Annotated in this window: 17 protein-coding genes; 15 read left to right on the forward strand and 2 right to left on the reverse strand. The window is 45.8% G+C overall.

The annotated features are described in order from the left end of the window. Window positions 1-548 precede the first annotated feature (548 nt). From ACOGW3_RS18970 to ACOGW3_RS19040, 15 genes are all read left to right on the forward strand, one after another. Complete coding sequence (locus ACOGW3_RS18970; RefSeq protein WP_419904396.1) at window positions 549-2,081, forward strand: trimethylamine methyltransferase family protein; 1,533 nt, start codon at window positions 549-551, stop codon at window positions 2,079-2,081. Between the two features lie 116 nt (window positions 2,082-2,197). Next, complete coding sequence (locus tag ACOGW3_RS18975) at window positions 2,198-2,974, forward strand: SDR family NAD(P)-dependent oxidoreductase (RefSeq protein ID WP_419904397.1); 777 nt, start codon at window positions 2,198-2,200, stop codon at window positions 2,972-2,974. A gap of 109 nt (window positions 2,975-3,083) precedes the next feature. After that, window positions 3,084-3,422 (forward strand): hypothetical protein, encoded by a 339-nt coding sequence (locus tag ACOGW3_RS18980; protein ID WP_419901112.1) that lies wholly within the window; start codon window positions 3,084-3,086, stop codon window positions 3,420-3,422. Next, a complete protein-coding gene (gene tnpB / locus ACOGW3_RS18985; protein ID WP_419901111.1) occupies window positions 3,422-3,784 on the forward strand; it encodes an IS66 family insertion sequence element accessory protein TnpB in 363 nt (120 codons plus the stop codon). The genes ACOGW3_RS18980 and tnpB overlap by 1 nt, the downstream gene beginning before the upstream one ends. Window positions 3,785-3,839: 55 nt before the next feature. Beyond that, window positions 3,840-5,387: an IS66 family transposase gene (gene tnpC, locus ACOGW3_RS18990; RefSeq protein ID WP_419901110.1), complete on the forward strand. Its 1,548-nt coding sequence runs from the start codon at window positions 3,840-3,842 to the stop codon at window positions 5,385-5,387. 31 nt (window positions 5,388-5,418) lie between these two features. Continuing rightward, a complete protein-coding gene (locus tag ACOGW3_RS18995) occupies window positions 5,419-6,189 on the forward strand; it encodes an SDR family NAD(P)-dependent oxidoreductase (RefSeq protein WP_419904398.1) in 771 nt (256 codons plus the stop codon). A 233-nt stretch (window positions 6,190-6,422) separates the two neighbouring features. Beyond that, window positions 6,423-7,529, forward strand: a complete 1,107-nt coding sequence (locus tag ACOGW3_RS19000; protein WP_419904399.1) for a mandelate racemase/muconate lactonizing enzyme family protein — start codon at window positions 6,423-6,425, stop codon at window positions 7,527-7,529. A 142-nt stretch (window positions 7,530-7,671) separates the two neighbouring features. Then, window positions 7,672-8,685, forward strand: a complete 1,014-nt coding sequence (locus ACOGW3_RS19005; RefSeq protein WP_419904400.1) for a quaternary amine ABC transporter ATP-binding protein — start codon at window positions 7,672-7,674, stop codon at window positions 8,683-8,685. A 24-nt stretch (window positions 8,686-8,709) separates the two neighbouring features. After that, window positions 8,710-9,636 (forward strand): glycine betaine/L-proline ABC transporter permease ProW, encoded by a 927-nt coding sequence (gene proW / locus ACOGW3_RS19010; RefSeq protein WP_419904401.1) that lies wholly within the window; start codon window positions 8,710-8,712, stop codon window positions 9,634-9,636. Between the two features lie 101 nt (window positions 9,637-9,737). Continuing rightward, window positions 9,738-10,745 (forward strand): glycine betaine/L-proline ABC transporter substrate-binding protein ProX, encoded by a 1,008-nt coding sequence (gene proX / locus ACOGW3_RS19015; protein WP_419904402.1) that lies wholly within the window; start codon window positions 9,738-9,740, stop codon window positions 10,743-10,745. Window positions 10,746-11,011: 266 nt separating this feature from the next. Further along, the gene (locus ACOGW3_RS19020) at window positions 11,012-12,082 is read left to right on the forward strand and encodes a GlxA family transcriptional regulator (protein WP_419904403.1); all 1,071 of its coding nucleotides are present in this window, start codon (window positions 11,012-11,014) and stop codon (window positions 12,080-12,082) included. Between the two features lie 201 nt (window positions 12,083-12,283). Further along, window positions 12,284-12,997 carry a GntR family transcriptional regulator gene (locus ACOGW3_RS19025; protein ID WP_419904404.1) on the forward strand — a complete coding sequence of 238 codons (714 nt, stop codon included), beginning with the start codon at window positions 12,284-12,286 and terminating at the stop codon, window positions 12,995-12,997. 13 nt (window positions 12,998-13,010) lie between these two features. After that, complete coding sequence (locus ACOGW3_RS19030) at window positions 13,011-13,916, forward strand: dihydrodipicolinate synthase family protein (protein WP_419904405.1); 906 nt, start codon at window positions 13,011-13,013, stop codon at window positions 13,914-13,916. 3 nt (window positions 13,917-13,919) lie between these two features. After that, the gene (locus tag ACOGW3_RS19035) at window positions 13,920-15,419 is read left to right on the forward strand and encodes an aldehyde dehydrogenase (protein WP_419904406.1); all 1,500 of its coding nucleotides are present in this window, start codon (window positions 13,920-13,922) and stop codon (window positions 15,417-15,419) included. 19 nt (window positions 15,420-15,438) lie between these two features. Further along, window positions 15,439-16,797, forward strand: coding sequence for an NAD(P)/FAD-dependent oxidoreductase (locus tag ACOGW3_RS19040; RefSeq protein WP_419904407.1), 1,359 nt, complete (start codon window positions 15,439-15,441; stop codon window positions 16,795-16,797). Between the two features lie 71 nt (window positions 16,798-16,868). On the opposite strand, the gene tcuA is transcribed toward ACOGW3_RS19040, so the two are convergent. Continuing rightward, entirely contained in the window at window positions 16,869-18,362 is a 1,494-nt protein-coding gene (gene tcuA / locus ACOGW3_RS19045; RefSeq protein WP_419904408.1) for an FAD-dependent tricarballylate dehydrogenase TcuA, read from the reverse strand. 2 nt (window positions 18,363-18,364) lie between these two features. Further along, window positions 18,365-20,053: a thiamine pyrophosphate-binding protein gene (locus ACOGW3_RS19050; RefSeq protein ID WP_419904409.1), complete on the reverse strand. Its 1,689-nt coding sequence runs from the start codon at window positions 20,051-20,053 to the stop codon at window positions 18,365-18,367. Between the last annotated feature and the right edge of the window lies 1 nt (window position 20,054).

Raw genomic sequence — 20,054 nt, forward strand, 5'->3', positions numbered from 1 at the left:
ACAGCCGCATCAAAAGCGGCCAAGGTGGTTGACGCAACCGGACAAAGTGGTTGACGCTCTACACGGAACTGAGAACTTTATAGCTAAACCGTTCACAGGTATGGAATTAAAGCGAAAAGTCTTTTAAAATCTCCCCAATGTTTTTCTAAGTAAAGAATAAACGTGGCCAGACACAGGGTTGTATGATCGTCACATCCATGACCTGGTTAACCACCAAATTTTGTATATCCAATTGATTGTCCGGTACAGGAGCCATCGTGCTTGCCATTACTGACATCTCTTTATTCTAGATTGGTAATTAAAGAGTTTGATATGGGCAATAGGCCAATATTTTATGAATTTTTACTTATCATTAGGGCAACCAAAGAGGTAATTCCGATAGCAATCTTTTTTATTAAAACATGTTCGTGAATTAGCCCCTCTTCTTTTTTGGATAAAAATATAAAAATCAATTTCTCCCTATTTTAAGATCATTTTTTCTATTTACAGAAAATGAAACGCTGATATTGTATACATTACGTACACAATATTGATTTGGAGAATATATCATGGTGGCTGTAGAAACAACCCGTCGTGGTGGTCGCGGCGCGCGCCGTACTTTAAGAGAGAACACGCCAACGGGCATGCTCCCACACCTTACGCGCGGATTACCCTACACGGAGCCACTTCTTCAGGACCAAATCGCACGTATACACGACGCCTCCATGAAAATACTTGAAGAAGTTGGGGTAGATTTTCGGGATGAGATTTCCTTACGGGACTGGAAACGTGTCGGCGCCCGTGTAGAAGGTGAGCGGGTTTATTTTGATCGTGCAATGATAATGGATTTAATTAGTTCGATCCCAAGTACGATAAAGTTACACGCCCGTGATCCTCAAAAAAGTGTAACTCTGGGCGAAGGTAAATCTATATTTGTCCCCATGACCGGCGCGCCGTTCATTCGAGACCTTGAAGGCAAGCGACGGTGGGGGCAGCTGGCTGATCTGAATAATTTCCATAAATTGGCACACGTTGCACCAGCGTTGCATTCAACAGCGCATGTTATCTGTGAGCCCATGGATGTCGCGGTTTCCCATAGGCACCTTTGGATCACCTATTCTTCTATGATCCACTCTGATAAAACATTTATGGGGATGTCTACGACTGGCGAGAACGCCGCAGATGTCATTGAAATGTGCAAAATCCTGTTCGGTGCTGATTTTATCGACACCCACGCCGTCGCGACCGCAAACATTAATGGAAACTCACCCTTGGTTTGGGATGAGTCAATGCTTGGCGCCTTACGGGCATTTAGCAGTCACAATCAGCCCGTGCTTTGTTCTCCCTTTGTGCTTGGTGGTGCAAACACACCGGCATCAACAGTACCTGCCGTCGCACAGCTTAATGCAGAAGCCTTGGCTGCATTAGCCTATACTCAGGTAGTTCGAAAAGGTGCTCCCGCAATCTACGGCCACTATCTATCGACAGTGTCTATGGCCTCTGGAGCTCCAATGGCAGGCACACCTGAGATCAGCTTAATGAACTTTATGATTGGACAAATGGCGCGCTTTTATGAAGTGCCTTGGCGTACGTCCAACACGCTTGGCGGCGCAAAGAATTTCGACGCCCAGTCGGGTTACGAAAGTGCAACAACAATGATGGCCGTCATGATGGCAGGTGCAAACTATATTTGGCACTCTGCAGGATGGAATGAGGCAGGCATGCACTGTTGTATGGCAAAATTTGTCGTAGATTCAGAACAATGTGCCATGGCATACCGCATGACAGAAGGACCGCGTTGGGATGATTTTGATGAAGCCATCGCAGCCGTCAAAGATATTGGTCCCGGAGGGCATTACCTAGGGCATGCTCATACTTTGAAAAATTTTGAGCGCGCTTTCTTTATGCCGAAACTGTTCGACAACAATAACATTGAACAGTGGGAAGCCGATGGGGCTAAAGATTTACCAGAACGAGCGCATGAGCACGCAGCAAAATTATTGAGCGAGTATGAAATGCCTCCCATTGATACGGCTGTTGATGAAGCTCTGAAAGATTTCATTGCACGTCGAGAACGGGAAATTCCGGACCAATTCAAGTAAATAAGATTCCTGCAACTAACACCGTCTCTTGTTGTTTGTCATAGAGACGGTGCTTTTTTGCATGACAAATTTAGGCCTGTACTCACTGTGCCAGTGATACTTTAGAGGTTAAATAAATGCTAAAAAATCAACGCTTTAAGGGTAAAGCAGCAATTGTCACAGGTGGTGCTGGTGGGATTGGATCGGAAGTCGTTCGCCGACTAGCCAAGCAAGGGGCACAGATCCTATTAACCGATATTAGCCAGGAAGCATGCACGAAAACACAACGTAAACTGCAAGAAGAAGGCCTTTCAGTTGAAATATGCGCGGCTGATTTAACCAGCCGCCAGGGGTGCGATTCGATTATAGAGACCGCCATTGGTAAGTTTGGCGCTATTGATATCTTAATTAACAATGCCGGTTATATGTGCCGCGGTCCAATTGAAGAAACCTCGGATGAAATGTGGGACATGTCATTTGATGTCAATGTCAAAGCCGTTTTTTGTCTTTCACGTGCAGCCACCCCCTATATGCGTAAGCGCGGTGGTGGAGCTATTGTTAATACGTCATCCACATGGGGTGTTTACCCGGGTCCCAACCATATCGCCTACTGCACAAGTAAAGGGGCGGTTGCTTCGTTAACAAAAAATATGGGACGGGATCTCGCCGTCGATAATATTCGAGTTAATGCAGTTTGTCCGAATGAAGTTAATACACCGATGATTAGATCTGGGTTTGAAATTCGAGGATTGGATCCAGATCAAGCGATTGATGAATTAAATGCTTCTGTTCCTCTGGGCCGGATTGCGGAACCTGATGATATTGCCGATGTCATCTTGTTTCTGGTTTCTGATGAAGCGCGATATATGGCTGGTGCCATACTAGAAGTGAGCGGTGCCAAGCCAGTTTATTGACCCAAGTCAGCATATTTACAGGGGAATATCGTGAGCGTGACGTTAACCGCATCTGTTTGAGCTAATGAATAATGGTTATGCTTCATTTTTCTTTTGAATGGAGCGTTTAATGTCAGCAATTGAGAACGATTTATCGCGAACAGAATTCCATTGGCTTGAGCATGCGCGTTCGTGTGAGTTAAACGGGGTGGGCATGAAAGCTTATGCCGAGGCACACGATCTTGACCTGAAGGATTTTTATCATCAAAAGGGGGAGCTTGTTAAGCGGGGTCTTTTTGTTGTTTCTAGTCGAGATGAAAATTTACACAAGATTGTAAATGGTTCAGCTGATGGCCCAGGCTTATTGTATTGTCAGGTTTGCCTTCGTAACGGGCTAGAAGTCAAATGGCCTGTTTCGGGGAGAACATCGGATTTAACATCTATTGTAGATGCACTTGAAGGTCTGTGATGCGGCGGCCTTCAGATGCTTTGCCCGTCATTTATCTTTGCGCAAATCCCGTTGATTTTCGTCGCGGCATAAATGGTTTGTCGATGCTTGTTGACGACATCCTCAGCCTTGATCCATTCTCTGGCTACCTCTTTGTTTTTTCTAATCGTCTAAGCAACAAGGTCAAGTTACTTTACTGGGAGAAAAACGGATTTTGTTTGTGGCAAAAGAGCCTTGAAAAAGATCGGTTTCATTGGCCACGACACTTGAGCAAAGGAGCCCGTATAGAGCTCAGTGGTCGCCAATTGAACTGGTTGCTGGATGGTGTTGACCTCCGTCATGTGAAAGAGCATAAGCCTGTAAATTATTCGGAGATATATTAAATATTTACAGCACTTTATACTGTTTTGAAGAGTATAAATTTGGTATACTTCGGCTATGTCAAAAGCGCCCATTTCTTTCCCTGAAAGCCTTGAAGAATCACGTATTTTAATAGGTGGTCTTCATGCGCGTATTGATATTCTTGAAGAGCAAAACAGATTATTGCGTCATCAGCAGTTTGCCGCTTCCAGTGAGAAGACATCCCCGCAAGAGCAAGGTCTCTTGTTTGATGAAGCAGAGGAAGCGGCTGAGGACGACACAGGGGCAGAAGACGATGATAAAGAGATCAAAGTTCCAGCTCATACCCGTAAAAGGGGTGGACGCCGCTCTTTGTCAAAAGACTTGCCCCGTGTGCGGATTGAACACGATATCCCCGAAGAAGAAAAGATTTGCGCTTGCGGATGTGGTCTTATGGCCAGAATTGGGGAAGAAGTCACCGAACAATTGGATATAATTCCGGCTAAAATGCAGGTTCTTCAGCATGTGCGTTTCAAATACGCCTGTAAATCATGCGAAGAAGGCGTAACAATCGCGCCCTTGCCACCACAGCCCATCCCCAAAAGCATCGCTTCTGCTGGACTTCTTGCTTATGTGGTAACGGGAAAGTATGTGGATGGCCTGCCTCTCTATCGTATGGTACCTGTTCTGAACCGCTCCGGTGTGGAGTTTAACCGTACATTACTCTCGCGGTGGGTGATCAAATGTGGTGATCTTGTTCAGCCCCTGATTAATCTGTTTACCGACCATCTCCTAAACTACGATATCATTGCCATGGATGAGACTGGCGTTCAGGTCTTGAAAGAACCTGGGAAAAAACCTCAAAGCAAATCCTACATGTGGGGGCAAAAAGGAGGCCCTCCGGACCAGCCAGTGATCCTGTTCCACTACGATCCCTCCAGGGCGGAGGATGTGGCAAGGCGATTGTTGGAAGGTTACACTGGGTATCTTGTTAGTGATGGATATCAGGTCTATCTGAATGTGACATCCGACAGCACAATCATCGGCGTCGGATGCATGGCTCACGCCCGGCGTAAGTTCAATGATGTCATCAAGGCACGGAAGAAGTCCAAAAGGCGAAAACCCGGCCTTGCCGATCATGCCATGGAGGCCATCAGAGCTTTGTACCGCATTGAAAAGCTCGCAAAAAACATGAGCGATAACGAACGTCGGCTATTACGCAAGGAAAAGGCCAAACCAATCCTTAAAGACTTGAGAGAGTGGATTACCAAGGTCAAATCGTCGGTGCCGCCGACATCGTTACTTGGCAAGGCTTTGCACTACATTGATAAGCAGTGGCCTCGGCTCATTCGCTACCTTGATGATGGCCGCTTGCCAATTGATAACAATGAAATGGAGCGCGTAATTAAGCCGTTTGTAATAGGAAGGAAAAATTGGCTGTTCTCAAAATCCCAAAATGGTGCCAAGGCCAGTGCAAATCTTTACTCTATCGTCGAGACCGCCAAGGCTAACGGGATCGAGCCATATTCATATCTTCGACACATTTTTACCCAATTACCTAAAGCAAAAACCGTCGAAGACTTTGAAGCTCTGCTGCCCTGGAACGTCAACAGAAACAACGTAACACCTTACATCATGCAAAAATAGGTGCGGTTAACGTCACGCTCACGGAATATCGATGAAAAAATTAGACGGTAAAGTTGCCCTTATCACCGGTGGCGGGCGCGGTATTGGACGCGGTATTGTAGAGTGTTTTATCGAAGAAGGAGCGCATGTTGTTATTGCTCAGCGCTCTGAAGTCCCAGATGATTTATTAGAATTTGGCGGGGAAAACATTTCTCACCATAAAATTGATCTTTCTGATTCAGTTGCCATCAAAACCCTTATTCATAACTTTTCCGCTAAGTATGGGCAGCTGGATATCTTGGTCAATAATGCAGGCTTGATGTTTGAAATGCCTGTGGAGGAAATGGAAGAAAGCGATTGGGATGCCATGATGGCGATTAATCTCAAAGCCCCTTTCCTCCTGTGCAAATATTCTGTGCCGATTATGCGAAAACTTAGGGCAGGATCAATTATCAACATTGGATCCATTGAGGGGATCGCCTCAAACCCGAACCATTCGGCTTATTGCACCTCTAAAGCTGGCATCCATGGGCTTACCCGCGCTTTAGCAATTGATCTTGGTCTCGATGGAATTCGTTGCAATGCAATCGCTCCGGGGTGGATTGAAAGTGATCTCAGTCAAATTTATCTTGAAAGTTTAGGCCCCAAAGAAAAAGTAGAGGCTGAACTTAAGCGGTTACATCCGGTTGGGCGTTTGGGAATGGCACGCGATATCGGCGCAACAGCTGTGTTCCTTGCTTCGGATAGTACCGACTTCTTAACGGGGCAGGTAATTACAGTGGATGGTGGGCGAACAGCCAAATTATCGTTACCATCGGTATAAACAATCAATCAATTTTAGATACATCTATTGAATGACTGTCAGCAGTCCCCAGCAGTAATTCTATCGTTATCTTTCAAGGCATGTTTGGGCAGAGTTACATTGCTCGGTCAATGGTCAAAGTCATCCTTTTTTTTTGGCGACCCTCATACAGCTGCCCAAGCATCATCCACCTTAATCCATAGCAACGCACATTAATAAGTTCATGTAAAAGCTTGCTCACAAGGAAGTTTAAAATGCGTATTTCTGAAATTCATATCTATCAGCATGATCTACCTGTAATGGGTGTTCCCTATCGTATGGCGCGGACAACAGTGGACAAATTGGACAGTACCATTGTTGAAATTGTGACTGATACGGGGCTCGTTGGTTATGGAGAAACCTGCCCTGTCGGCCCCGTCTACCAACCTCAACATGCTATGGGTGCGCGCGCTGCACTTTTTGAAATGGCGCCAAACCTGATTGGTGAAAATCCGCTGTTAATCGACAATGTTCGTTTGGCAATGGACGAAACATTAAATGGCCACAACTACGCCAAGGCAGCCATCGATATTGCGCTCTGGGATATTACCGGTAAAGCATATGGTGCCAGGGTTTGTGACCTGCTTGGTGGAGCACAACGAGAGAAGGTACCTTCCTACTACGCCTGCGGTGTAAACACACCGGAAGAAAGCGCAAGGGTTGCTTTTGAAAAAAAACGAGAAGGCTATACACGGCTGCAAATTAAGGTTGGAGGTCGTCCAATCGAAGAGGATATTGCCGTAATTCGTAAAGTCAGCGAAGTTATCAATCCTGGGGTGCGCCTTGCAATCGATGGGAACCGTGGATGGACAACACGCGACACTCTTTTGGTTTCTATGGCTTGTGAAGATATCCCCTTCATTATGGAGCAACCCTGCAATACATATGAGGAAATCCAATCCATCCGCCATCAGGTTCGCCACCCCATATACCTTGATGAGAACACTGAAGATCTAAACGTTGTCTTACGAGCCATTAGCGATGGGGTCTGTGATGGATTTGGCTTCAAGGTCACCCGCCTTGGAGGGATAAGTGCATTCCGAACAATTAGAGATATCTGCCGCGTAAGATCTATGCCACACACCTGCGATGATGCATGGGGTGGTGATATCATTGCAGCCGCCTGTACGCATATAGGAGCCACGGTTCTGCCCTCCTTATGTGAAGGAGTGTGGATAGCTGCGCCCTACATTGATGGAAACTATGATCAGGCTAACGGCATTAATATTACTGATGGATGGATAGACGTCCCTAAAGGCCCAGGTTTAGGGATAAACCCAGAAAGAGGCGTATGGGGAAATCCAGTAAATAGCTTTGTTTAAAAATTAATTTGCCTCCTTACTCCTTGTGTTGAAACGTTTTTATCTTCATTGAATTTTATAAGTATTGTTTTTGTATTCTTTCTGTATACATTATGATAGCTTTGAAAAAATTACCCGAAAACGGGTGAACTAGGAGGCAGTCGTGATACAAAAATTAAAAGTAACCAATCTGTACAAGATATTTGGGAATAAACCCAACAAGGCCCTAACAGATTTAAAAAATGGGAAAAACAAGGACCAAATATTTAGTGAAACAGGACATGTCGTCGGCGTTATGGACGCGTCTTTTTCAGTAAATGAAGGTGAGATTTTTGTGATCATGGGCTTGTCTGGATCAGGAAAATCCACACTGGTCAGAATGCTTAACCGTTTAATAGAGCCGACATCAGGAGAGGTTATCCTCGATGGCACGGATATTCTTCAACAAAACAAAAAAGACCTTCGGGATTTAAGACGCAAAAAGATAAGTATGGTCTTTCAGTCGTTTGCGCTGATGCCCCACATGACAGTCATCGACAATGTGGCCTTTGGCCTTGAATTAGCAGGACTTGGGCAAGATGAAAGGATTGCACGCTCCCGTGATGCATTAAAACAGGTTGGCCTGATTGCCTATGAGAGGTCGATGCCGACTGAATTGTCAGGGGGACAACAACAACGTGTTGGACTTGCTCGTGCTTTGGCGAATGATCCTGAAATTCTATTGATGGACGAAGCTTTTTCTGCTCTTGACCCGATCATACGCACAGAAATGCAAGATGAATTACTAAGGCTTCAATCAGAACACAAAAGAACAATTATCTTCATATCCCACGACCTTGACGAAGCCCTCCGTATAGGGGACCGCATCGCAATTATGAGGGATGGTTTGATCGTTCAGATCGATACGCCACGTGAATTGGCAAATAATCCTGCTGATGATTATGTCCGAAATTTCTTCGAAAAAGCAAACACAGGCCACCTCTTAAGAGCCATCGATATGATCGAACCTGGAGAGAAAAATGGCGCAGAAGGTATCGATGAAAACATGTCTCTCCCTGATGTTGTAAAGACAGCAGCTACCCAAGGTTTGCCCTTAAATGTCCTGAACGATACCGGCGCTATTTTGGGACATATTACTCAACAAAATTTACTAACAAATCTCTCTGAGCAAGCTTAACTAGCTAGAAGGAATTTTAAGAATATGGAATTTGATCTTCTAAATCCTTTCACTGAAACCTTGATCCCGCTTGGTTCATGGGTAGAGAGTGGGCTCGATTGGCTCGTAAGTAACTTTCGTCCCTTTTTCAAATCTGTCCGTGAACCTATCGACTTTGTTCTGAATGGTGTCGAAGCTGGTTTGCTTTCACTTCACCCTTATGTCGCGATCGCAATTACATTTTTCTTAGGATGGCAGTTAAAAGATATCCGGATGGGTTTCTGGGCCGCACTTGCTCTTGGATTTATTGGCGCAATTGGCGCATATCAAGAAACCATGCTGACCTTATCTTTGGTTCTTACGTCACTGTTCTTTTGTGTCTTAATAGGAATTCCAACAGGTATTTTGGTTGCCAAGCGACCGAAAGCGGACAGGCTTGTACGTCCAATTCTAGATACCATGCAAACAACCCCTGCATTCGTATATCTGGTACCAATCGTTATGCTTTTCGGTATCGGTAATGTGCCAGGCGTAATCGTGACAATCATCTTCGCACTCCCTCCCCTCGTGCGCTTAACCACCCTGGGTATTCGACAAGTCCCTGCAGATGTTATTGAGGCATCACATGCCTTTGGGGCTTCGGAAATGCAGATGCTTTTTAAAGTCGAACTGCCACTTGCCAAGCGCACCATAATGGCTGGAGTGAACCAAACTCTGATGCTTTCTCTCTCCATGGTCGTTATCGGATCGATGATTTCTGTAGCAGGTCTCGGGCGTATGGTTTTGCGTGGTATAGGCCGATTGGACATGGGCCTCGCGACCATCGGAGGCATCAGTATTGTCCTGCTGGCAATCATTTTGGATCGTTACACCCAAGCATTAGCCGAGAAAAAAGAAGATACCGTAACTGAAGAATCTTTTAAGACGCGCGGGCCTGTTGGCTTCGTTCGTCGCATGATTGGATCCACTTAAAAACGAAAAAATACGACCTGATAAACAGGCAAATTACATCTGAATATATGCACACGACTAAACACGAACCCAAATTAATAAAAATCACATCGGAGGTAAGAATGAAATTAACTAAAGGGTATTATTTAAGCGGAGCGATACTCGCTTCTTTGTTAGCAACCAATCCAACAATTGCTTCATCTGATAAGCCTGGTGAAGGCACAACCGTCCGCCCTATTTTCCCAACTATCGCTGAAGAGCATTTTCAAGGTTACATTGCTGTTCGCGGCCTTGAAGAGTTGGGTTATGAAGTAAAAACTCCGGAAGAAACCGAGTATGCAACTCTATTCCTAGCACTTGGTAGCGGAGATGCGGACTTTACCGTACATGGCTGGGATATCCTTCACGATACCTTTTACCAAAAAACCGGAGGCGACGAGACCATGGTGAAACTCGGGACGATGGTTCCGGGCGTTTTACAGGGATATCTTATTGATAAAAATACTGCTGATAAATACGGCATTACGAGCCTAGATCAATTTAAAGACCCAGAGATTGCTAAAATATTTGATGTTAACGGCGATGGCAAAGCAGATCTTACTGGCTGCAACAGTGGCTGGGGTTGTGAACAAGTTATTGAGCATCAGATTAAAGCTTATGATCTCAACAAAACTGTCTCTCACAATCAGGGTTCTTATTTCGCCCTGATCGCTGATACCATTGCTCGTTATAAAGAAGGTCAACCAATCCTCTACTACACATGGGCGCCTCAATGGGTTGGTGGTGTTCTTGAAGTTGGTAAGGACGTCGAATGGCTTTCTGTTGCAAAGACAGATCTTCCCGATGGGAACAATGACGTTAACACTAGCTTTAATGGAAAAAATCTCGGCTTTGCTGTAGATAAAGTTAAAACAATTGCTAGCCTAGACTTTGTTAATAAAAATCCAGCTGCTGCAAAATTCCTTTCGTTGGTTTCTGTATCTGTAAACGACATTTCCATTCAAAATCTTAAAATGCGCGATGGAGAGAAATCTGCTCGTGATATCGATCGCCATGTAGATGAATGGATCGCTGCAAATCGATCAACATTTGATAAGTGGTTAAACGAAGCACGGAATGCAGTCAATTAAGCTGATAATTTTTAGTGTTTTACTAAAACATAGCTAAGGGGCCATTTCATCGGCCTTTAATAGGACAACAAGCCCCGTGAAATTCATGCGGGGCTTGTTTCTTTTACAATGAATTTTTTTTCATTTTTATAAATTTTGAACGTATCAAATCTTGCTATAAAAAATGAATCGCTGTATACGTGTATACATATTGTATTCAATAGGTGTTTTAAGTTTTGCCTTACTAACTTATAGAGCGGCACTATCCAAAAAAAGGAGAAAGAACAATGCAAAGCAAAGTCTATCGCTCAGATCAATCTTATCATTGTTCTACCCTCACATCGAAGTTGGATCAGTATGAAACCACGCCGGTTCACTATTTTAGAACTCCTAAACAGCAAAGAGAAATAAGGCGCCTGACATTGACAGTCTTACCTGGCGCTTCCTCCGTTGATATCAGCCTTATTGTTCAAGCGCTAACAACCGTAAATTTCCTTGTCGGGTATAGTGTTTTTAATTGGCAGGTTGCAACAATTGACGGAGAAGATATTCAGCTCAGTGACAGCTTTATTTTACCAGCCCATATTCGCGTTGCAGAGAATGACAATCTTGACCTTAACCTAATCTTTGGAGAGTGGCATTCGTGTGAAGAACGAGGAAACAGTTTATCGAATTGGCTCAAACGTTTAGATCGAAAAGGTGTGTATATTGGGTCCATCGGTGGTGCGTTCTGCGAGTTGTTAAACAGTGGCCTTCTTGAAGGATACTTATCTTCTATCCCCTTGAGTTATCATGATAGTGTTCGTGAATTGCATCCTGGTATTGAAATTTCTGATGATCTATTTTCTTGGGATCGGAGAAGGTTGACCTGTAGTGGACGCACTGCTTGCCTCAATATGATTTTGAGTGTCATAGAGCATCAATGTGGTCGAGAGATGACCGAGCAGGTTGCCGAGGCCTTTAACTATGAACCAACTCATAGTTACCTTCCGCAACGTCGACGAGATCTGGCGCTGCAAAAATACTCAAAAAAATTAGCCCTCGCTGTTAATCTTATGGAGGGTAATTTAGAAGATATCTTAACTACAGCTGAAATCTCACAAGAAATTGGATGCTCTAAAAGACAGATGGAGCGGCTTTTTTGCCGACATCTAGATACGAGCCCGAGGCGTTTTTACAAACAATTACGGCTAAAAAAAGCACGGTCCCTTCTCCAGCAAACAGCCCTGCCAATTAGCGAAATTGCGATTGCGTGTGGCTTTGTCTCTTTCTCTGACTTCTCCAAATCTTACCGTAATTGCTTTAACGTAAATCCAAGAGAAGACCGCATGTTAACGAAGGCTTCGGCACTAGGATAAAGTTGGGGGATAAATTTAAATAACACCGGCAAAATAGTGTTTATTTTTAACAGATCTAATTGATTTTATTTGTGTTTCAAATTACCGCACCATACAATAAACAATATGTATTTTATCTGTATTTAGAGATTGCTTAAAAAATTAACCTGCTTGTGAGTGAGAAATTAACCGTCGTTGGCAGCCAAGGGAATGGAGATCCGAATGAAAGAAGATGCAAAAAAAGGTAAGGGTGCTTTATATGGCGTTTTGAAGAAAGAAATTCTTACTATGGTGAGACGTCCTGGATCAGATTTGGACGAAGCTCAGCTTGCTGAAGAATTTTCTGTTTCAAGAACACCACTTCGTGAAGTTTTTCGTCAATTAGCCGGCGAAGGATATGTTGAATTGCGCGAAAATCGTGGTGCGAGAATATCAGATATGAGCCACACCACTCTACGTGATTTTTTCTTAACTGCTCCAATGATTTATGGCGCCGTGATGCGGTTGGCAGCCAGAAATGCTCGGCCCGATCAAATAGACGATTTAAAAGCCACACAGGAATTATTTAAGGACGCGTTGAGAACTGGCGCAAGTGAAGACAGAGCCTTATCAAATAATAGATTTCACGAAATCACAGGCGACATGGCCGACAATATATATCTAAAGCCTAGTTTTAAACGCTTGCTGATTGACCATGCCCGTATTGGGATGACGTTTTACCAGCCTCAAGATACCCATATGGAAGAGAATTTAACCGCAGCCAGCTCGCAACATGATGCCATCATTACAGCCATCGAAAACCGTGATGAAGCGTCTGCAGCTCAACTCGCGACCGACCATTGGAATTTGTCAAAAAACCAGATCGAACTATTTGTGATGCCAAACCAACTTGATATTCCGCTTGGCTCCCCTTCCTTAAAAGCCGCAAGAGGATAAAATGATCCCTATTATGAAATTTGAAGGGATTTATACTCCCCTCGTAACGCCACTTCATGCAGATGGCGATGTCAATTATGATGGTTTGTCCGATGTTATTGAAAACCTGATTGATAAAGGCGTTCAAGGTTTAATATCCGGGGGCTCTACAGGTGAAAATTATGCGCAAAGCGTCAACGAACGCCTTCAAATTGCACGTTTTACCAAAGATCAAATCAAAGGGCGTTTACCATTGATCATCGGTACTGGTGCCATGATGACACCAGATTCAATCGCACTAGCCACCGGAGCCAGAGATTTGGGTGCGGATGCTATTTTGCTCGCAACCCCACCATATTCTGTGCCAACAGAGCGTGAAAATGCATTGAACGCACTTGCGATCGATAAGGCTGCTGATCTTCCAATAATGCTCTATAACTACCCCGGTCGCATGGGTGTCCATATGGGCGAAGAATTTCTCGATTTCGTCGGCCGCTCCCGTAATGTTTGTGCGATCAAGGAAAGTTCTGGCGATATCAATCGTGTACATTTACTTGCCCGTGATTACCCTCATATCCAAATGGCCTGTGGTATGGATGATCAGGCATTGGAATTTTTCGCCTGGGGGGCACAAAGCTGGGTATGCGCCGGATCTAATTTCCTAGCTGAAGAACATATTGCTCTTTATCAGGCCTGCGCTGTCGAAGGCAACTTTACCAAAGGCCGTCGCATTATGTCAGCGATGATGCCGTTGATGCGCGTACTGGAACAAGGTGGGAAATTTATCCAATGTGTAAAACATGGTGTCACACTTGATGGTATCGACGCAGGTCCGATGCGTCCACCGCTTAAGGGACTTAATAAAGACGATAAACGGGCATTGGAACAAGTTGTGCGCGTACTAAAAACCACGATTGCAAAAATACAGGCAGAGGGCTGATCCATGGACTTGTTAACCACTGAAGAATACAAATCTATCGCCGCGAACATGATCCTGCCAACCAATGCCTACATTGATGGTACTTTTCGCCCAGCAAATTCAGGTAAAACATTTACAACAATAAACCCCGCCACAGGTGAAACACTTGCTGAAATTTCCGCCTGTGACATAGAAGATGTAAATTTCGCCGTTGAAAAAGCCAGAGAAGCCTTTGATGATGCCAGGTGGTCCAAAATGGCTCCGTCTGATCGTAAAGAGATTTTGATCCGTTTATCGATCCTTCTTTCCCGTAACGCCCGAGAATTGGCGGTGATGGAGAGCATCGATAGCGGTAAAACGATATACGATTGCGAAACCGTGGATATTCCAGAGACTATCAACTGCATCAAATGGCACGCAGAAGCGATTGATAAGATTTATGACCAGGTTGCCCCCTCTTCTGACGATCATATTGCGATGGTAATGCGAGAGCCTATTGGCGTTGTTGGTCTGGTCTTGCCGTGGAACTTCCCGCTGTTGATGTTGGCTTGGAAAATAGGCCCGGCTCTTGCTGCAGGGTGTTCTGTGGTGGTGAAACCTGCTGCTGAAACGACTTTGACGGCTCTTTATCTGGCTGAACTGGCAACCCAGGCCGGCCTTCCTAAAGGAGTTCTAAATATCTTGCCCGGTGGTGGTGCCGAAGTTGGTGAACCGATTGGCCGTCACATGGATATCGACATGGTGTCATTCACAGGGTCAACTGTGACAGGCAAACGCTTCTTGACATATTCTGCGGAATCAAACGTGAAAGAAGTTGTTTTGGAAATGGGAGGTAAGAACCCTTGTGTGGTCATGGAGGATGCTGAAAACCTTGATATGGTAGCCCAGCATGTAGTGAACGGTGCCTTTTGGAATATGGGTGAGAACTGTTCCGCCATATCACGCCTTATCGTGCATCAGGACCTAAAAGAAGAGTTATTGTCCCGAATTGAACACCACGCTCGTCAATGGAATATAGGCGAACCACTCAACCCAGAAACCCGCATGGGTGCTTTAGTATCTAAGGCACATTTTGATAAGGTGTGTGGATATTTGAAACAGGCTGAAAGCGTAGTTCTCGGCGGCAAGTCACATGATGGTGCTTTTGTTGAGCCGACTGTTGTTGAAGTGAACAGCAACAATGATATTCTTGCCCGTGAAGAAATCTTTGGCCCGGTTCTATCTGTTGTTACAGTCTCAAGCTTCGATGAAGCCATCAAAGTTGCTAACGATACGGACTATGGACTTGCAGCTTCAATTTTCACAGCTAATGCCAAACGCGCTATTCGCAGCGGGCGTGCCATACGGGCCGGTACCGTGACAGTAAATAGCTATGGTGAAGGAGATATCACCACGCCTTTTGGGGGATATAAGCAATCGGGATTTGGTGGACGCGATAACTCTATCCACGCTCATGATCAATACACACAACTGAAAACCATTTGGATTGATCTCTCCGATAACGCTGATGAAGCAGTAGCATAATTATAACGGTAATTCGGGAATGGCAGTAAAAGAAGTGAAAACCTATCAAGCGAAGCGATTACCCGAACACAGAGGGGCGGCAGCCTGGCGGGATATACTACCTCCGCGTAAGATAACACCTGCACTGGACAAAGACATTCTCGCTGATTTTGTTGTCATCGGCGGGGGCTTCGCCGGGCTTTCCGCTGCTCGACGTCTTACGCAATTAAACCCAGGATCTCGAATTGTTGTACTCGAGGCCGGGGCCATTGCCGAAGGTGCTGCAGGACGCAACTCTGGCTTTATGATTGATCTACCTCATGATCTGGCGTCGGAGAGTTATGCTGGGCAAGCCGAAAACAGCGATTTGAGAACGATCCATCTCAATCGTAAGGCAATTGATTTTGCCAGAGAAGCTGTAGAGGAATACAAGATCAACCCGGCATATTTCGACCTGGCAGGCAAAGTAAACGGGGCAGCTAGCGACGCAGGAAATAAGCATAATCAGGACTATGCCAAACATCTTGGAAGGCTAGATGAGCCCTCAGAAATGCTGGATGCACAGGCAATGACTGAACTTACGGGCAGCCGTCATTACCTGTCCGGTCTGTATACACCTGGTACCGCAATGTTACAGCCTGCAGGTTATATTCAGGGAGTTGCGGATGGTTTACAACGCAGTGTCCAGATCTTTGAAAATACTCCTGTCACCCGGTTTTCAAAAGTCAGTTCTGACTGGTTGCTCACCACACCAACGGGAACGGTAACATCACCCCGAATTATTGTGGCCAACAATGGACACCTAGAAAGCTTCGGCTTTAGCCGTGGGCGTTTAATGCATGTCTTTCTTTATGCATCAATGACGCCCGATCTGGATGCAAATACGCTGAAAGCCGTTGGCGGACAACCTAAATGGGGAATAACACCCGCTGACCCAATGGGGACAACCATGCGCCGAATTGATACTCCCCTTGGCGGAAACCGGATCGTCACCCGTACTTGCGCAAGTTTCCTACCTGAGATGAAAGTTTCACAAGGCGAGCTTGATCGTACACTGAAAGTACAGCAGAAAAAATTCGATGATCGCTTTCCCCAAATCGCGGGTCTCAAGATGGAATATAGCTGGGCTGGTCATCTCTGCCTTAGTAAAAATAACGTGTCCATTATGCGAGAAATTGAAGATAACGTCTTTTCCGCCTGTTGCCAAAACGGATTGGGCACTGCACGAGGCACCATGACAGGCATCGGAGCCGCAGAACTAGCCAGTGGGTACAGCAGCGAAATTACCAAAGAATTTAAAAATGAGGATGCCCCTGAAAAACTCCCACCACGCCCTATTTCAACAATCGGTGCGAATGTTTATCTTCGCTGGAAAGAATGGCGCGCAGGACGGGAGTAACACCCAATAGCGATTAATTATTAAGTGAAGGGTTTGTATAAAATATCTTTTAAATACAGACCATTATTGGCTTAACAAGATGAAGCATTACTGCCGGCTAATCGACCAAAGACGGCGCCGCTCATTAGACCCGTGCCACCAGGGTAATTGAAGTAAAAAACCCCTCCGACCAACTCTCCAGCAGCGTAAAGACCTTTGATGGGTTCGAGATCGGTATCCAGGACTTGTCCGGAGGCCGGATCTATACGTAGTCCACCAAAGGTAAAAGTCACGCCACATCCGACTTGGTAGGCTTCAAATGGGCCTTGATCTATTGTGTTTGCCCAATTGGATTTTTTAACGTCGAGACCTTCAGTGCAACGGCCGTCTTTGACGTTGGGATCAAAGGGGATGTCAGTGCGTATCGAGGCATTGTATCGTGCGATTTCAGCTAGGAACCCCGCCTTGTCCACGCCTTCCATTTTGTCTGCGAGTTCTTCAAGACTGTTACCCGTTACCTTTGTAACCCGTTTGATCCTGTATTCGTCGCGTAAAATACCGGTTACTTTTTGGTCAAAGACCTGCCAGGCAAAATTATCGGGTTGGGATAGGATTACACGGCCATATTTGGCATAAGTGTAATTGCGAAAATCAGCGCCCTCATCAACAAAGCGTTTCCCATCGGCATTTACCATAACCCCCCAGGGGTAGGAGTGCTTTTGAAAGTTATCGCCAACACTCAAGTCGCCAAACTCGGGGGCATTATAATCCCACCCCACAGCGTGACACCCGGACCAATTTCCATAAGGCGACGCTCCAATATCGAGCGCCATACGTATGCCATCCCCGGTGTTAAAACGGGAACCCCTTGTTTTTGCCAACTCCCAACCCGGTCCAAGATACCTTGTTCTCATTTCAGAATTTGCCTGAAAACCTCCAGATGCAAGGATCACTGATCGGGCTGAAATCGATGTTATCTCGCCACTATGCTTGACCTTAACCCCGTGGACGCCCTGCCCGTCATTTAAAAGGCTTACTACCTTTGCGCCATAACGTATCTCTACGCCCTGATCTCTTGCGATTGCCGTTTGCGCATCGACCAGTCCGGGACCACCGCCCCAGGCCTCTAGGGTCAATCCGCCCCAGAACTTGAACCGACCATCGACTTTGAAAGCTTGTCGGCCGTAAATGGGCATAAACTTAATACCCTTACCTCCCAGCCACTTCATCGTATCGCGTGAGGACATAACCAGACGTTCACACAACTCAGGGTCTGTTCGATATCCGGTCACCCGGAACATATCGTCATAGAACTGATCCGTTGTGTAAGACCCAAAATCTGTTATCGCAATTTGATCTTCGGGCAGATCAGGACAGAGTTCACGGATGTCTTCCTCATCTTCATAGGCAAAACGAATTGCCCCAGCAGTAAAGCGAGAATTACCACCATTTTCTTCCTGTGGAGCGCGCTCTAACACCAGTACCGAGGCACCGTTTTCCTTTGCCGCCAAAGCTGCGCAAAAAGCAGCGTTACCAGCACCAACGATGACAACATCCCAGGATGCGTTTTCTTTACTCTCTGGCACGATTAATCCTCACTCGGTTGTTTAAAGAGATCCTTGCGCAAGGCATTTAGGGCTGTTGGGTCAATCTTGACATGAATGACCGCGGCTTCTCCGGAAGCAATTGCCTCTAGCAAGATCGGACCAAGCTCTCCCGGCGCATTTACCGCGTAACCTTTCGCTCCACACAACCTTGCAAAATCATCATACCGAGGAGATTTAATTTCCGCCCCGAGTAATCGGCCGCCAAAAAAGGTTTGCTGGTAAGCTTTTTCCGCTCCCCAGGCCTCGTTATCCATTACAATGGAAATAACAGGGAGGTCGTGACGTATGGCGGTGGTAACTTCGGCCATGGTAAAACCAAAAGCACCGTCTCCCATAATCGATATTACCGGACGATCAGGAAACGCAGCTTTAGCACCGAGAGCCGCGGCATAGCCAAATCCAACCAACCCGAAATCAAGCGGTGTTATTAATCCCGGTGTCATTTCATGTTTCAGTCGATCGGCGGCTTGCAAACAGGCATTTCCAGTATCCAAGGTCACTATTGCATTATCTGGCAGAGCTTCACGTATTTCACCAAGCGCTCGACGAGGATGCATTGGATTGGCTGGATTTGCGGCCTCCTCTGCCCTTTCGACTTTTAGAGCTTTACGGTTAGATTTAAATTGCTCTGTCCAATCGGACCAATTGGATCCTCTTACCTCCTGAGCTTTAATCTGTTTTAAAATGGCATCCGCGGCATGCTTTGCGTCAGCTTGAATACCGAGAACGACGGGGAAGTATCGACCAATGGACGAAGCTTCGATATCAACCTGAATAATTTCGGCCTTTGAGTTGATATACTCATTGCTCAAAAAAGTAGAGTTAAAAGCCAGTCGAGCGCCCAAAACCAAGAGCAGGTCAGCATTTTTAGTTAAACCTGAGGCAACCGAGTTCCCACGAGGACCGCCCTGACCCGCATTCAAGGGATGAGAAGTTGGTAGCACATCTGCATGCCCTGTTGAGGCAACCACAGGGATGTCCAATGCTTCTGATAATGCAGCAAGGGATTTGGAACCCTCGGCCCATTTCATGCCTCCACCTGCAATAATGAGAGGGCGTTTTGCCCCCTTCAATTTTTGAACAATGGTATCAATATGCCCTGGAGTGGGAGCGCCACCCTGAGCAAGCAGTATTGGTTTGGTACCCGGCGCTTCGACACTGGCCGCAAATAAATCACGAGGAATGTGCAATACAACAACACCCCGGCGACCTGACATGGCTAAACGCATGGCATCATCCACCATATCAACAAGACGATTGGGGTCAGTTACCAAAATCGATCTTTTGCAAATAGGGGCAAAAAGAGCAACCTGATCGACTTCTTGAAAAGTATCCTTACTCAAATCCGATCGTTGGATGGCACCCGCAATAACAACCAAGGGCGAATAAGCCAGTTGCGCTTCGGCAACTGCCGTAACTAGATTGACGACACCCGGCCCGGCCTGAGCACCAAGGACAACACCGGGCTTTCCGGTGACACGAGCATAGGCGTCAGCCATATGACCAGCAGCCCGCTCATCCCGACCACCAACATATTTGATGTCACCGTAGTTGTAGAGCGCATCATAAAGTTCCAGCATCGATCCGCCGAGAAGACCAAAAACAGTATCAATTCCAGCTGCTTTCAACCTTTGATAGACGGCTTCACCGCCCGTTATTTTTGTTGCCATA

This window comes from Kiloniella sp. (assembly GCF_965205715.1).
Classification (GTDB): Bacteria; Pseudomonadota; Alphaproteobacteria; order Kiloniellales; family Kiloniellaceae; genus Kiloniella.

Coding starts and splice junctions, on each gene's coding strand:
- ACOGW3_RS19030 (WP_419904405.1), top strand. CDS start 13,011: ATGAAATTTGAAGGGATTTATACTCCCCTCGTAACGCCACTTCATGCA.
- tnpC (WP_419901110.1), top strand. CDS start 3,840: ATGTCAAAAGCGCCCATTTCTTTCCCTGAAAGCCTTGAAGAATCACGT.
- ACOGW3_RS19000 (WP_419904399.1), top strand. CDS start 6,423: ATGCGTATTTCTGAAATTCATATCTATCAGCATGATCTACCTGTAATG.
- ACOGW3_RS19035 (WP_419904406.1), top strand. CDS start 13,920: ATGGACTTGTTAACCACTGAAGAATACAAATCTATCGCCGCGAACATG.
- ACOGW3_RS18980 (WP_419901112.1), top strand. CDS start 3,084: ATGTCAGCAATTGAGAACGATTTATCGCGAACAGAATTCCATTGGCTT.
- ACOGW3_RS18970 (WP_419904396.1), top strand. CDS start 549: ATGGTGGCTGTAGAAACAACCCGTCGTGGTGGTCGCGGCGCGCGCCGT.
- ACOGW3_RS19050 (WP_419904409.1), bottom strand. CDS start 20,053: ATGGCAACAAAAATAACGGGCGGTGAAGCCGTCTATCAAAGGTTGAAA.
- proW (WP_419904401.1), top strand. CDS start 8,710: ATGGAATTTGATCTTCTAAATCCTTTCACTGAAACCTTGATCCCGCTT.
- ACOGW3_RS19040 (WP_419904407.1), top strand. CDS start 15,439: ATGGCAGTAAAAGAAGTGAAAACCTATCAAGCGAAGCGATTACCCGAA.
- ACOGW3_RS18995 (WP_419904398.1), top strand. CDS start 5,419: ATGAAAAAATTAGACGGTAAAGTTGCCCTTATCACCGGTGGCGGGCGC.
- proX (WP_419904402.1), top strand. CDS start 9,738: ATGAAATTAACTAAAGGGTATTATTTAAGCGGAGCGATACTCGCTTCT.
- ACOGW3_RS19025 (WP_419904404.1), top strand. CDS start 12,284: ATGAAAGAAGATGCAAAAAAAGGTAAGGGTGCTTTATATGGCGTTTTG.
- ACOGW3_RS19020 (WP_419904403.1), top strand. CDS start 11,012: ATGCAAAGCAAAGTCTATCGCTCAGATCAATCTTATCATTGTTCTACC.
- tnpB (WP_419901111.1), top strand. CDS start 3,422: ATGCGGCGGCCTTCAGATGCTTTGCCCGTCATTTATCTTTGCGCAAAT.
- ACOGW3_RS18975 (WP_419904397.1), top strand. CDS start 2,198: ATGCTAAAAAATCAACGCTTTAAGGGTAAAGCAGCAATTGTCACAGGT.